This window comes from Murinocardiopsis flavida, from assembly GCF_003014485.1.
In the GTDB taxonomy this organism is placed as follows: Bacteria; Actinomycetota; Actinomycetes; order Streptosporangiales; family Streptosporangiaceae; genus Murinocardiopsis; species Murinocardiopsis flavida.
The window spans coordinates 18,707-31,765 of sequence record NZ_PYGA01000007.1; the positions used below are offsets into that span (position 1 = coordinate 18,707).

A 13,059-nucleotide genomic window follows, 5' to 3' on the forward strand; every position below is an offset into this window, starting at 1 on the left:
CCGCACGGGGCGCGACGCGTGGTCTCGGAGGTGCTGCGCTGGTGCTGCGGCGGTGCGCCTAGGGCGCGACGCCCGCCTGCGGCAGGCCGGTGGTCTCGGGGAGTCCCAGTGCGAGGTTCGCGCTCTGGACGGCGCCGCCCGCCGTACCCTTGGTCAGGTTGTCGATGGCGGCGACCGCGACGAGGCGGCCGGCCGCGGCGTCGACGGTGACCTGGATGGCCGCGGTGTTGGCGCCCAGGGTCATCGCCGTGGTGGGCCACTGCCCCTCGGGCAGCAGGCGCGCGAAGGGCTCGGCCGAGAGTCGCCGCTCGTAGGCGGCGCGGACCCGGTCGCCGTCGGCTCCGGGGCGCAGCCGCGCCGTGCAGGTGGCGAGGATGCCGCGGGCCATGGGCACCAGGACCGGGGTGAAGGACACGGTGACCGGGGCCCCGGCCAGGCCGCTGAGGTTCTGCGCGATCTCGGGTGTGTGCCGGTGCGCGCCGCCGACCCCGTACACGCTCGCCGAGCCCATGACCTCGCTGCCGGTCAGATGCTGCTTGGGTGCCTTGCCCGCGCCGGAGGTGCCGGAGGCGGCGACCACGACGACGTCGGGTTCGACGAGCTCCTCGGCGAAGGCGGGGAGCAGGCCGAGGGTGGCGGCGGTGACGTAGCAGCCGGGGACGGCGACCCGGCGGGTGGCGGCGAGCGCCGCGCGCGCACCGGGGAGTTCGGGCAGCCCGTAGGGCCAGGTCCCGGCGTGCGGGCTGCCATAGTGGCCCTCCCACGCGGCGGGGTCGGCGAACCGGAAGTCGGCGCCGCAGTCGACGATGAGCGCGGCGTCGCCGAGCTCCTCGGCGATGGCGGCGGACTGCCCGTGGGGCAGCGCGAGGAAGACGACGTCGTGCCCCGCGAGGTTCTCGGCGGTGGTGGCGAGCAGCTCGCGGTCGGCCAGCGGGAACAGGTGCGGGTGGTGCCCGCCCAGGCGGGTGCCTGCATTGCCGCCGGCGGTGAGGGCGCCGATCTCGATCTCGGGGTGGTCGATCAGGATGCGGAGCAGCTCGCCGCCCGCATAGCCGCTGGCTCCGGCGACCGCCGCCGTGTGCCCCATGTCGTTACTCCCCGATCAGTGTGCCGCCCGCCGCGGAGGACCCCGCGAACATCTGGACCATCATGCATCCGAATGCAAATCTATGCAAGCCACGGGAGGGCGGCGGAGCCGGAACCGCGCGGCCCGGTCACCGCTCGGCGATACGGGCCGCCAACCGCGCCCACGGGGAGGTCTCCGATCCGCCGGCGGCCTCCCTGCGGTCGGCGGTGCGGCGCAGGCTGTGCACCGCCTGCGCGCCGAGCCGGTGCGGCCGGTCGGGGCCGCCGCCCTCGCGGCCGGCCCACGGCAGCCGGGTCAGCTCGGTCGAGCGGCCCAGTACGAGGTCGCGCAGTGTCCGGCCGGCCAGGTTCGCGGTGGTGACGCCGCTCCCCGCGGCGCAGCCGGCCCAGCCGAGCCCGGTCGCGGGGTCGAGGTGCAGGGCGGGGGCGCCGTCGCCCGGCACCGCCACCGCGCCGGACCACGCGTGCGCGACCGGCACCTCGGCCGCAGCGGGGAACATCCGGACCAGCACCCGCCACAGCTCCGCGATCGCCTGCGGAGCCGTCGAACCCGCGCGGTCCTCCGCAGCGCCGGACCGCGACGGGACGCCGGGGCCGCCGATGGCGATGCGGTCGTCGGCGGTGCGCTGGGCGTGGACGGAGGCGTGCGAAGCGTCCACGACGAGGCCGCCGCCGTCCCAGCCGATCTGCTCCCACACCGCTGCGCCGATGGGCTCGGTCGCGATCATCGAGGCGCGCGCGGGCGGCCCGCTCCGGCCGCCGAGTGCGCCGGTGTACCCCTCGGTCGCGCGCAGCACGTGCTCGGCGCGCACCGCGCCGCGCTCGGTCACCGCGCACGCTGCCGCACCCTGGCGGCGCGGCCGGATCTCGATGACCGCGGTGTCCTCGAAGAGGTCGACCCCCAGCGCCTCGACCGCCGCGGCGAGGCCGACCGCCAGCTTCGCCGGGTGGATGCGGGCGGCGTGCGGACTGAAGGCGGCGCACAGCGCCCCGTCGACGCGCAGGAGCGGTTCGCGGGAGAACTCCGCGGCCTCGCGGAGGTACAGGTCCTCCGGCCAGTGTCCCCACTCCTGGAGGTAGTCGACCAGCCCGTGCAGGCGGGCGCGCTGCGCGGCGTTGGTGGCGACCAGCCGCACCCCGTCCTTTGCGGCGTCGGCGTCGATGCCCTCCTCGGCGGCGACCCCGATGACCTCGTCGACCGACGCCATCATGGCCCGTTGCAGGGCGACCGTCGCACCCTTGCCGTGGCTCGCCGCGAGGCGCTCCTGCACGCCGAGCCGCCCCGGGAACTCCGCGGAGAGGCGGCCGCCGTTGCGCCCCGCCGCGCCGAACCCGGCGAACTCGCGCTCGACCACGGCGACACGCAGGTCGGGCTGGGCCTTCTTGAGGTAGTAGGCGGTCCACAGGCCGGTGTAGCCGGCGCCCACGACGCACACGTCGTAGTCGGCCGAGCCCGGCAGCGGAGCACGGCGCGCGGGCGGCCCGCTCTCGCGGAACCAGAAGGAGACCCCGCCGTTGCGGAACCCGGCCGAGCGCGGGATCGCGCGCATCTCCGCGGCACTGGCAACGAGCTTCATGGGTCCCCCCGAACGGTTCCGCACACCCCGCGGCGGGGCTTGTGCGGCGCGCCGGCCGGGCCGCGCTGCGGCCGCCGACGGCCGGACCCGCGCCGATCTGCCGGGGTCATCCGGATTTTAGCGCGCCGCCGCACCCCGCTCGGCGTCGGCGCTGGCCCGCGCCTCGTCGCGGAGCAGCCGCGCGGCGTCGGCGAAGGCGCGCAGGCCGTCGTCGCCCAGCGGCGCCAGGACGTGCTCGCGCAGCAGGGCGACGTGCTTGGCGCGGGCCTGCTCGGCGAGCGCGATGCCGTCGTCGGTCAGCGCGGCGTAGGTGACCCGGCGGTCCTCGGGGCAGTGCTCGCGGCGGAGGTAGCCGCGGTGCTCCAGGCGGTCGGCGAGCTTGGTGAACCCGCCGCTGCTGAGGGAGACCTCGCGCGCCAGGCGGCTCATTGGCAGCCGGTGCTCGGGCGAGCGCTGCAAGCGGATCAGCACCTCGAACCAGGGGCCGGACATGTCCTTGCCGCAGGGGTCGATGCCGCGCAGCAGCAGCGGCTCGGTGTCGCGCAGCGCCTCGTGCAGCAGCCCCCATGCCGTGATGAGTTCGTCGTCGGTCGGCGCCCGCACTGGTTTACCCACCTCTCGCTCCACCTCCCCGTCCGGACGCGGCACGGGCCTGGGGGCGACCGGCGCCGGTCACCAGCCATCCTAACAGGAAATATCTTTCCAGTTAACTAAATGGGAACTCGGGGGGCACCCGCGGCACCGCCGCCCGCGGCGGCACGATCGGGGTGCGGCCCGGCCGCACCCCGATCGACGACACACCCCGCGGCGGCTACGCCGAGTGGCGGTCCGCCACGGCGTCGAGCCCGTAGCGGAGCGTGGAGACCAGGTGGTCGATCTGCTCCCAGGTGGTGATCAGCGGAGGCGAGACGAGCAGCCCGGTCGGCACCGCCCGCAGGACCACGCCCCGCGCCCTGCACTCGGTGAACACCTCGGCGGAGGTGATGCCCGATGCGAGCGCCTCAGGCGTGAACTCCACCGCGGCCATGACACCCGTCCCCGAGCGCACCTCGCGCACGAGCGGGTGGTCCGCCAGCGGGCGCAGCGCGTAGTCGAGCCACGCCTCCACCTCCAGCGCGACGGTGAACAGGTCCTCGCGCTCCAGGATGTCGAGGTTGGCCAGCGCCGCGGCGCACGCCGTGGGGTGCCCCGCATAGGTGGTCCCGTGGTGCAGCGGGTTGCCGGGCTCGTTCCAGAACGGCTCGGCGATCTCACCGCTCACGACGATGCCGCCGAGCGGCAGGTAGCCGCTGCTCACACCCTTGGCGAAGACGATCATGTCGGGGGTGACGCCGAACCGCTCGATCCCGAACCAGTTGCCCAGCCGCCCGAACGCGCAGATGACGCTGTCGACGATGAACAGGATCCCGTACTGCTTGCACAGCTCGGAGACCCCGGCGAAGTAGCCGTCGACCGGCGCGTGGACCCCGCCGGAGCCGATGACGGGCTCGGCGAAGAACGCCGCGACGTTCTCGGGGCCGATCCGCAGGATCTCGGCCTCCAGCGCCTCCAGCGAGTCGTGCGGCACCACCGAGGTGTCGGCGAGCAGGGGCCCGTACCCGGCCTGGAACCGCTCCATGCCGATGAGGCTGGTGCCGATGCCGTTGAGCCCGTGGTACCCGCCGGTGCGGGTGATGAAGTGCACCTTCTCCGGGCGGCCCCGGACCGACCAGTACTGGCGGGCGATCTTCGCCGCGCTGTCGATGGACTCGCCGCCGCCGCACGTGAGGACGACCCGCGCGTCGGCGACCGGCGCGTGCGCCCCGATGCGCTCGCTCAGCGCGAGCGCCGGCACGTTGGCGAAGTCGCCATAGGTCGCGAACGCGTCGAGGCTGGTCATCTGCTTGTAGACGGCCTCAGCGATCTCGACGCGCCCGTGCCCGACATTGCAGTACCAGAGGCTCGACGTGCCGTCGAGGAAGCGGTCGCCCGCTTCGTCCCACAGCCACGCGCCCTCGGCGCGGGCCACCACGAACTTCGGTCCTTTGGAGACCACGTTCATATCGGAGAACGTGTGCCAGTAACGACTCGGCTCAAGAGCCTTCGGCTGGTTTTGGGCATACGAAACCACTGTTTCGGTCAATTGACGACCTCCGAGCTGGGATGTGCGTGTGATCCGCACAAGTAAACGCCGAATGAAACAGCTGTTCCGCGAAGGTGCTCATAGCCCTGATCGCGGCAGATGCCTGCACACTAAATTCTCGACCCGCCCCCGTACAAGAGCCGAAACGAGAAATAGTTCCCCGGTTAACACGAAGCATTCGCGCTACCCAGGGAGCGCATCCCCAAAACACCCCCTGACGTGCGAAAACACTGCCCAAAGAAAAATATGATCAGGGTGTTTCGGGGCAACACGCGGGGGGCCCGCCCCCAAGGACGGACCCCCCGTAAACCGCCGCAGCGGTCCGAAACGACGCTCAGCCGCGCAGCCGCGCTCCCGTCAGCTCCCCCGCACTCGCCACAGCGGCGTCGCGCGCCGCGGTGGCCTCCTCGGCCGTGAGCGTGCGGTCGCCCGCGCGCAGGCGCAGCGTGTACGCGAGCGACTTGCGGCCCTCGCCGACCTGCGCGCCCGTGTAGACGTCGAACAGCCGCACCGCCTCCAGCAGCTCCCCCGCGCCGCTGCGCAGGGCCGCCTCGACCGCACCGGCGGGGACGGACTCCTCGACCACCAGTGCGACGTCCTGGGTCGCCACCGGATAGGTGGAGATGAACGGGGCGTCCGCCGGGGCGATGGCGGCCTCGATGAGGTCGAGCCCCACCTCCATGGCCACACTGCGCTCCGGCAGCCCGTACGCCTTGACCACGCGCGGGTGCAGCTCCCCCGCATGGCCCACGACGACCTCGCCGTCCGGGCCCGGCACCGAAAGGGCCGCGCACCGGCCCGGGTGCCACGGTACGGCCTGCGCCTGGGCGACCCGCAGCGCCACCCCGGCGGCCCGAGCCACCTCGTGCGCCGCCTCCACGGCGTCGGCCCAGTTCGCCTGCCTGCCGCCGCCCCACCAGCCGGCGGGTTCGCGGTCGCCGGCCAGCACGGCGCCCACCCGGTAGGGCTGGTCGGGGATCGCGGCGGCCAGCGCGGTCAGCTCATCGGCGCCGGGAGCGCGGTCGACGGCCGGGGCGGGGGCCCGCGCCGGCGCCCCGTCGCGCGGGAGGTAGACCAGGCCCGCCTCGAACAGCGACACCGACGTGCTGCCGCGCCCCGCGTTGCGCGCCAGCGTCTTGAGCAGCCCCGGCAGCAGTGTGGTGCGCAGCAGCGGCTCGCCGTCGCTCATGGGGTTCGCCAGCGCCAGGCTCGCCCGGCGCGGGTCGTCCTCGGGCAGGTGCAGGCCGTCGAGGTCGCGCTCCCCGACGAACGGGAAGGACAGCACCTCGGAGTAGCCGGCCCCCGCCAGCCCGCGGCCGACCGCGCGGCGCAGCCGCTGGGTCCGGGTCAGCCCGCGCCCGGCGGGTGCGCGCGGCGGAATCGCCGGGATGTTCTCGTACCCCTCGAACCGGATGACCTCTTCGGCGAGGTCGTTGGGGTCGCTGATGTCGGTCCGCCACGGCGGCGGCACGACGCTGAGCACACCGGGCAGCTCCTCGACCGTGCAGCCGATGGCGCGCAGCCAGGTCGACGAGGTCCCCGCCGGGTAGTCGACCCCGGCGACCTTCGCCGCGTGGTCCTCGGCGACCACGATCGGCGGCGGTGCCAGCACCTCGGGGTCGACGTCGGTGAGTCCGCCCATGCGCCCGCCGCCCAGGAGCAGCAGCAGCTCGACCGCCCGCGCCGACGCGTACGGCGGCAACCGGCGGTCGACGCCCCGCTCGAAGCGGCGCGACGCCTCCGAATGCAGGTTGTGCCGGCGGCTCATCCGCGCGGTCCCGCTCTCGGAGAAGTGCGCGGCCTCCACCACGAGGTCGGTCGACGCGTCGTCGATCTCGCTGTTGAGGCCGCCCATGGTCCCCGCCATGGAGATGGGGCCCGAATCGTCGGTGATGAGGATGTCGTCGGGGTCGAGCGCGCGGTCGACGTGGTCGAGGGTCTCCAGCCGCTCGCCGGCGCGGGCCCGGCGCACCACGATCCCGCCGCTCAGCTTCGCCCGGTCGAACGCGTGCAGGGGCTGCCCGGTCTCCCACATGACGTAGTTGGTGACGTCGACGGCCAGCGACACGGACCGCATGCCGGCCAGGGCGAGCCGGCGCTTCATCCACAACGGGGTCGGCGCATCGGTGTCGAACCCGCTGATGTCGCGCAGGACGAAGCGGTCGCAGGCGTCGAGGTCGGCGATCGCGGCCGGATAGCCCTCCCCCTCGGTGGCGGGCGGCTTCACCTCGGCGGGGTCGGTGAACGCCGCCCCGTACAGGACGGCGGCGTCGCGGGCCACGCCCCGCATGGACAGCGCGTAGCCGCGGTCGGGGGTGACCGCGATGTCGAGCACGTCGTCGCGCAGGCCGAGCAGGTCGAACGCGTCGGTGCCGGGGTCGGCGAAGCCCTCGGGCAGCACGACGATGCCGGCGTGGTCCTCCCAGAGGCCCAGCTCGGTGGCGGAGCAGATCATGCCCTCGGACAGCCGCCCGTAGGTCTGCCGCGACCCGATCGCGAACCCGCCGGCGAGCACCGCGCCCGGCAGCGACACCACGACGAGGTCGCCGACGGCGAAGTTGACGGCGCCGCAGATGATGTTCTGCCGCTCACCGCTGCCGTTGGCGGTGCCGACGTCGACCTGGCAGTAGCGGATGGGCTTCTTGAAGCCGGTCAGCTCCTCGATGGCGGCGACGCGGCCCACCACGATCGGCCCGGCGAGCTCGGCGCCGACCTCGTCGACGGTCTCGACCTCCAGGCCGACCGAGATGAGCTTCGCGGCGAGGCCGCGGGGGGTCACGTCGGCCGGCAGGTCGACGTACTCGCGGAGCCAGGAAACGGGGACGCGCATCAGATCTCACTCCCGAACGCCGCGGTGAAGCGGACATCGCCCTCGACCATGTCGTGCATGTCGCGCACGCCGTGCGCGAACATCAGGGTCCGTTCGACACCGAGCCCGAACGCCCAGCCGCTGTACCGGCCGGTGTCGACACCGGCGGCCGTGAGGACCTTCGGGTTCACGACGCCGCAGCCGCCGATCTCGATCCAGCCCTCGCTGGAGCAGGTGCGGCACGGGCGGTCGGGGTCGCCCACCGAGGCGCCGCGGCACGCGAAGCACTCCATGTCGACCTCGGCGGACGGCTCGGTGAACGGGAAGTAGGACGGCCGGAACCGGGTCTTGAGCCTCTCGCCGAACATGCCGAGCACGAACGCGTCGATCGCGCCGCGCAGGTGCCCCAGTGTGATGCCCTCGTCGACGACCAAGCCCTCGACCTGGTGGAAGACCGGGCTGTGGGTGGCGTCGAGCTCGTCGGTGCGGAACGTCTTCCCCGGGCTGATCACATAGACCGGCAGCTCGCGGTCGAGCAGCGCCCGCACCTGCACCGGCGAGGTGTGGGTGCGCATGACGAGGCCGGACTCGGCGCCGTCGGCCCCGGCGACGAAGAAGGTGTCCTGCATGGAGCGGGCGGGGTGGTCGGGCAGGAAGTTCAGGGCGTCGAAGTTGTACCACTCGGCCTCGACCTCGGGGCCTTCGGCGACCTCGAAGCCCATGGCGACGAAGATGTCGGCCATGCGCTCGGCGACCGTGGTGATGGGGTGGCGCGCGCCCCGCTGGCCGCGGTCCCACGGCAGGGTGACGTCGACCGCCTCCTCGACCAGCACGCGGGCGTCGCGCTCGGCCTCCAGTTCCGCCTGCCGGGCCTGCACCGCCTCCGACACCTCGCGGCGGGCGCCGCCGACCCGCCGGCCGGCGTCGGACTTCGCGGCGGGCGGGAGCGCGCCGATCTCGCGGTTGGCCAGGGCGAGCGGGGACCGGTCGCCGACGTGCGCGACCCGGACCGCTTTCAGCGCGTCGAGGTCGGCGGCGCCGGCGATGGCGGCGAGCGCGTCGTCGCGCATGCGGGCGACCGCGTCGGGGTGCAGCGAAGCGACCTCGACCGGATCGTATGAGTTGTTGGGTGCAGACATGTTCAATCGCCTCGCCGCCCGCACGTGAAGAGCGGGCGGTGCGTCACGGTCCGCGGCGCGCGAACGCCGCGGAGCCAAGCCGACAAGAAGGAAAAGCTCGTTGCGGTGGTGGAGCGCCCGCCGCTCCCAGCCGGATCGTCGGAGGAGTGGGGTCCTCGCTAGACGAACTCGGGGGTGCCGACGGGCACGGTAAATCGGAACTCCGCGCCGCCGCTGGGCGCGTGGCCGACCGTGATCTTGCCGCCATGCCCCTCGACCAGGCCCTTGACGATGAACAGCCCCAGGCCGGTCCCGCTGCGGCGCTTGCCGCTCCAGAACTGGCGGAACACGCGCGGCACGGCCTCGGGCGCGATGCCCTCGCCTTCGTCGCGCACCGACACGGCTGCTCCCCCTTCGTGCGGCTCGATCACAATGGTGACAGTACCAGCGCCGTGCCGCATCGCGTTTTCGAGGAGGTTCGCGAGGATCTGGTCGATCTTGTCGGCGTCGAGCCAGGTCTCCGGCAGCGGGCGGTGCACCTCCAGGCGGAACCGGTCCTCGGGGTCGCCGGAGGCGACCCGCCCGGCGATGATCTTGCGAGCGCGTTCGGGCAGGTCGACGAGTTGGCGGCGGATCTCCAACCGGCCGGCCTCGATGCGCGACACGTCGAGCAGTTCGGCGATGAGCCGGGTGACGCGGTCGGCGTCGACGTTGACCGTCTCCAGCATCATCAGCTTCTGGTTCTCGGTGAGGCGGTCCCACTTGGCCAGCAGCGTGGCGGTGAACCCCTTGACGCTGGTCAGCGGCGAGCGGAGCTCATGGGCGACGGTCGACACCAGGTCGGCGCGGTTGCGCTCGCCGCGCGCCCGGCGGCGGGCGTCGCGGAGGGTGACCACCAGGCGTTCGAGGCTGCCGTTGGGCGCGCCCCTGAGGTAGCGGGCCGACATCAGGACCTCGCGGCCATCGGCGAGGAGCAGCGGGCGCTCGGGCTGGCGGGTGCGGATGCGCAGCCCGCCGTAGGGGTCGGTGCACTTCCACCAGTCGCGGCCGTCGAGGTCGTGCAGCGGCAGGACGTCGCGGAAGTCACGGCCCAGCGCGGCCTCCTCCGGGATGCGCAGCAGCCGGGAGCCCACCTTGTTGAGCGTGACGACCCGGCAGGAGCGGTCGGCGATCAGCACTCCGTCGGGGATGTCCTCGGCCGACAGCGATGCGGGTGGCGCCGGCACACGGTGCACCGGCCGGGCGGCACGCGGCGGATCGTCGGTTCCCATGCCTGCGCCATTGCCCGACTGGTCGCTGCTCACGACCGCCTCCCCGCCCTCAACTCGACCATCAGCGCTGCCGGAATGCCGGACCCGTGGAAGCCACCGGTGCAGCGCCGACCGGCGCTCCCCTCCGCCGGCGCTACCGAAGTGGTCAGTACCCGCGACTCCGTTCGACTACGCGTGGGAAGACGCCTCTGCGGCGGCCGGATGCGCGACAGGCATGATCCTGCGCACCGGCGCCGTACGAAGCTTGCAGCGTATCGGCAACAGAGGGTAGGCGGGCAAGTCACAGCCGGGACGGCGCACCGCCGAAATGGGCGCCAACGCGGCGTTTGCGCCGCCCGAACGGCCCGAACGGCCCCTCCGACCAGCACGCGGACCAACCGGCCCGCGCCTACCCGCATTACGGGTAGGCGGGTGTGTGACGCATAGCATTCCGGCCGATCGGGAGCCGCGCGCACCGGCAGCGGTCAGCGCACCGGTGCCGACCGCTGGCAGCGGGCGGTGGTGTACAGGCACACCGCCGCGGCGGTCGCGAGGTTGAGGCTCTCGGCACCGCCGTAGATGGGGACGCTCACGGCGCCGTCGGTCAGCGCGACGGTCTCCTCGGGCAGGCCCCACGCCTCGTTGCCGAACACCCAGGCGACCCCGTCGTCGAGGGTGCCGGAGTCGGCCGCGGTGTCGAGGTCGGCGGGCCCGCCGCCGTCGGCGGCGAGGATCCGCATGCCGTCGTCGCGCAAGTGGGCGACGACGTCGCCGATGCGCGGGCCGACCACGATCGGCAGGTGGAACAGGCTCCCGGCGGACGCGCGCACGCACTTGCCGTTGTACGGGTCGACCGAGGCGTCGGTGAACACCACGAGGTCGGCGCCCGCTGCGTCGGCGGTGCGCAGCACGGTCCCGGCGTTGCCGGGATCGCGCACGTGCGACAGCACCGCCGCCAACCGGGCGCCGCGGACGCTTTCGAGCGGCACGTCCACGAACTCGCAGACGGCGAGGATGCCCTGCGGGGTGACCGTCTGGGCGAGCTCCGTCATGACACCGAGGGTGACCGGCTGCACCGGGAGCCCCGCGGTGTACGCGGCGTCCACGAGGTCGCCGTGCCGCTGGATCGCGTCGGAGGTCGCGAAGAGCTCCTTCGCGACGCCGTCGGTGGCCAGCGCCTCGCGGACGGCCTGCGGGCCCTCGGCGAGGAAGCGCCTCTCACGCTGCCGGAACGCGCGTTTGGCGAGCCGACGAGCCGCCTTGATCCGAGGTGAGTGGATACCGGTGAACTCGTGGCCCGCCATCATCGACGACCGGTGTCAGGCCGCGGTCTGCGCGGGAGCCGGGATGTTCTGCTTCGCCACGTGCACGAGGGACGCGAACGCCGCGGCGTCGGTCACCGCGAGGTCGGCCAGCATCCGGCGGTCGACCTCGATCCCGGCGGCCTTGAGGCCCTGCATGAACCGGTTGTAGGTGAGGCCGTTGGCGCGGGACGCTGCGTTGATGCGCTGGATCCACAGGCGCCGGAACTGCCCCTTGCGGTCCTTGCGGTCCCGGTAGGAGTAGGTCATCGAGTGGAGCATCTGCTCCTTGGCCTTGCGGTACAGCCGCGAACGCTGGCCGCGGTAGCCCTTGGCGCGATCGAGAACGACCCGGCGCTTCTTCTTGGCGTTGAGAGCCCGCTTCACGCGTGCCACTGGAACTCCCTGGTCTCATGTTTCCGGTCGGCGCGGGCGCGCGCCGCCGGACGGCCCGCGGGGATCGCCCGCGCGCCGGTTTCGGCAATGGTGCTGGGAACGGCTCGATCAGCCGAGGAGCTTCTTGATCTTCCTGGTGTCAGCCGGGGCGAGCACGACCTCGTCGCTGAGGCGGCGCTTCCGCTTGCTCGGCTTGTGCTCAAGGATGTGGTTCTTGTTGGCACGGCGGCGCATGATCTTGCCGGAGCCGGTGACCCGGAAGCGGTCCTTGGCTCCACTGTGCGTCTTGTTCTTCGGCATGTTCGCCGTCGTCTCCTTACAGCATTGGCTACATGTGCCGCCGGTGCACCGGCGGCACGGTCCGACGATCGCTTCGGTACCGCGACTCGATCTCGGGCCCCACGGCGAGGGCACCGGGTCCGGGCACGCGGGAGCAGGCACCGGGACCAGCAGGTCTCCGGCGGTGCTCCCGGTACCGGCGGACCGTCGAGCGGTCAGCTCTCGGGCAGGTCTTCCCCTCCGCCGGCCCCGGCCTCGACCGCGGCGTCGTGACGCTGCTCGCGGCGGGTCCGGCCACCGGCGGCGGCGCGCGCCTCGGCCTTGTGCTCGGACCGCCGCTTGTGCGGGCCGAGAACCATGACCATGTTGCGGCCGTCCTGCTTGGCCTGGGACTCGACCAGGCCGAGGTCCGCGACGTCCTCGGCGAGTCGGCGCAGCAGGCGGTGGCCGAGCTCCGGCCGGGACTGCTCGCGACCGCGGAACATGATCGTCACCTTGACCTTGTCGCCGCCCTTGAGGAACCGCACCACGTGACCCTTCTTGGTCTCGTAGTCGTGCGGGTCGATCTTCGGGCGGAGCTTGATCTCTTTGATGATCGTGTTCGTCTGGTTCTTGCGCGACTCACGCGCCTTCACCGCGGACTCGTACTTGAACTTGCCGTAGTCCATCAGCTTCGCGACCGGCGGGCGGGCGGTCGGGGCGACCTCGACCAGGTCGAGGTCTGCCTCCTGGGCCAGACGCAACGCGTCCTGCACCGGGACGATGCCGACCTGTTCGCCATTGGGCCCGACGAGTCGGACCTCGTTCACCCGAATACGGTCATTGATGCGGGGCTGCTCAGCGCTGATGGGACCCCTCCCTAAATTCGTCGTATGGGATCTGCGTGGTGGGGCCGCGTCCGCAATAGGGATGCGGACGCAAAAAACCCCGCCGGCGTGTGCAAGCGGGGTGATCCAACCGGTAAGCGCGGACATCGGCCGAAAAGGCCGCGGTGCCGACGCGCCGCGATCCCGGAACCGCCTGGGGCTGCCGCCCCGGGTGGCGCCGGATTCGCGCACCGGATACCTCCACGGGTTGCAACCCGGCAGGTGGGAGGATCGACCTCCGCTTACGTGTCCGGC

11 protein-coding genes are annotated in these 13,059 nt (G+C 72.9%); all 11 read right to left on the minus strand.

The genetic code is table 11. From position 1 onward, the window contains the following. Nucleotides 1-58 precede the first annotated feature (58 nt). The 11 genes from argC to infC all read right to left on the minus strand — a co-directional run bounded on the left by argC (nucleotide 59) and on the right by infC (nucleotide 12,849). Nucleotides 59-1,087 (minus strand): N-acetyl-gamma-glutamyl-phosphate reductase, encoded by a 1,029-nt coding sequence (gene argC, locus CLV63_RS11550; protein WP_106582987.1) that lies wholly within the window; start codon nucleotides 1,085-1,087, stop codon nucleotides 59-61. 127 nt (nucleotides 1,088-1,214) lie between these two features. Beyond that, nucleotides 1,215-2,663 (minus strand): NAD(P)/FAD-dependent oxidoreductase, encoded by a 1,449-nt coding sequence (locus CLV63_RS11555; protein WP_106582988.1) that lies wholly within the window; start codon nucleotides 2,661-2,663, stop codon nucleotides 1,215-1,217. 117 nt (nucleotides 2,664-2,780) lie between these two features. Continuing rightward, nucleotides 2,781-3,278, minus strand: coding sequence for a MarR family winged helix-turn-helix transcriptional regulator (locus tag CLV63_RS11560; RefSeq protein WP_106582989.1), 498 nt, complete (start codon nucleotides 3,276-3,278; stop codon nucleotides 2,781-2,783). Nucleotides 3,279-3,474: 196 nt separating this feature from the next. After that, the gene (locus CLV63_RS11565; RefSeq protein ID WP_106582990.1) at nucleotides 3,475-4,704 is read right to left on the minus strand and encodes an aminotransferase family protein; all 1,230 of its coding nucleotides are present in this window, start codon (nucleotides 4,702-4,704) and stop codon (nucleotides 3,475-3,477) included. A gap of 415 nt (nucleotides 4,705-5,119) precedes the next feature. Beyond that, nucleotides 5,120-7,615, minus strand: coding sequence for a phenylalanine--tRNA ligase subunit beta (gene pheT, locus CLV63_RS11570; RefSeq protein WP_106582991.1), 2,496 nt, complete (start codon nucleotides 7,613-7,615; stop codon nucleotides 5,120-5,122). Continuing rightward, the gene (pheS, locus tag CLV63_RS11575) at nucleotides 7,615-8,733 is read right to left on the minus strand and encodes a phenylalanine--tRNA ligase subunit alpha (RefSeq protein WP_106582992.1); all 1,119 of its coding nucleotides are present in this window, start codon (nucleotides 8,731-8,733) and stop codon (nucleotides 7,615-7,617) included. Before pheS ends, pheT begins: the two co-directional genes overlap by 1 nt. A 158-nt stretch (nucleotides 8,734-8,891) precedes the next feature. Next, on the minus strand, nucleotides 8,892-9,983 hold the full coding sequence (locus CLV63_RS11580; RefSeq protein WP_106583164.1) for a sensor histidine kinase: 1,092 nt from the start codon (nucleotides 9,981-9,983) through the stop codon (nucleotides 8,892-8,894). 464 nt (nucleotides 9,984-10,447) lie between these two features. Continuing rightward, nucleotides 10,448-11,266 carry a TrmH family RNA methyltransferase gene (locus CLV63_RS11585; protein ID WP_106583165.1) on the minus strand — a complete coding sequence of 273 codons (819 nt, stop codon included), beginning with the start codon at nucleotides 11,264-11,266 and terminating at the stop codon, nucleotides 10,448-10,450. 15 nt (nucleotides 11,267-11,281) lie between these two features. Continuing rightward, complete coding sequence (rplT, locus tag CLV63_RS11590; RefSeq protein WP_106582993.1) at nucleotides 11,282-11,659, minus strand: 50S ribosomal protein L20; 378 nt, start codon at nucleotides 11,657-11,659, stop codon at nucleotides 11,282-11,284. A gap of 108 nt (nucleotides 11,660-11,767) precedes the next feature. Further along, nucleotides 11,768-11,959: a 50S ribosomal protein L35 gene (gene rpmI, locus CLV63_RS11595; RefSeq protein ID WP_106582994.1), complete on the minus strand. Its 192-nt coding sequence runs from the start codon at nucleotides 11,957-11,959 to the stop codon at nucleotides 11,768-11,770. Between the two features lie 194 nt (nucleotides 11,960-12,153). Continuing rightward, nucleotides 12,154-12,849, minus strand: coding sequence for a translation initiation factor IF-3 (gene infC / locus CLV63_RS11600; RefSeq protein ID WP_106583166.1), 696 nt, complete (start codon nucleotides 12,847-12,849; stop codon nucleotides 12,154-12,156). Nucleotides 12,850-13,059 lie beyond the last annotated feature (210 nt).

What these genes read in the sequence shown, in the direction of transcription:
- CLV63_RS11565 (WP_106582990.1), bottom strand. Translation starts at nt 4,704, where the DNA reads ATGAACGTGGTCTCCAAAGGACCGAAGTTCGTGGTGGCCCGCGCCGAG.
- CLV63_RS11585 (WP_106583165.1), bottom strand. Translation starts at nt 11,266, where the DNA reads ATGGCGGGCCACGAGTTCACCGGTATCCACTCACCTCGGATCAAGGCG.
- pheS (WP_106582992.1), bottom strand. Translation starts at nt 8,733, where the DNA reads ATGTCTGCACCCAACAACTCATACGATCCGGTCGAGGTCGCTTCGCTG.
- CLV63_RS11580 (WP_106583164.1), bottom strand. Translation starts at nt 9,983, where the DNA reads ATGGGAACCGACGATCCGCCGCGTGCCGCCCGGCCGGTGCACCGTGTG.
- pheT (WP_106582991.1), bottom strand. Translation starts at nt 7,615, where the DNA reads ATGCGCGTCCCCGTTTCCTGGCTCCGCGAGTACGTCGACCTGCCGGCC.
- CLV63_RS11555 (WP_106582988.1), bottom strand. Translation starts at nt 2,663, where the DNA reads ATGAAGCTCGTTGCCAGTGCCGCGGAGATGCGCGCGATCCCGCGCTCG.
- rpmI (WP_106582994.1), bottom strand. Translation starts at nt 11,959, where the DNA reads ATGCCGAAGAACAAGACGCACAGTGGAGCCAAGGACCGCTTCCGGGTC.
- argC (WP_106582987.1), bottom strand. Translation starts at nt 1,087, where the DNA reads ATGGGGCACACGGCGGCGGTCGCCGGAGCCAGCGGCTATGCGGGCGGC.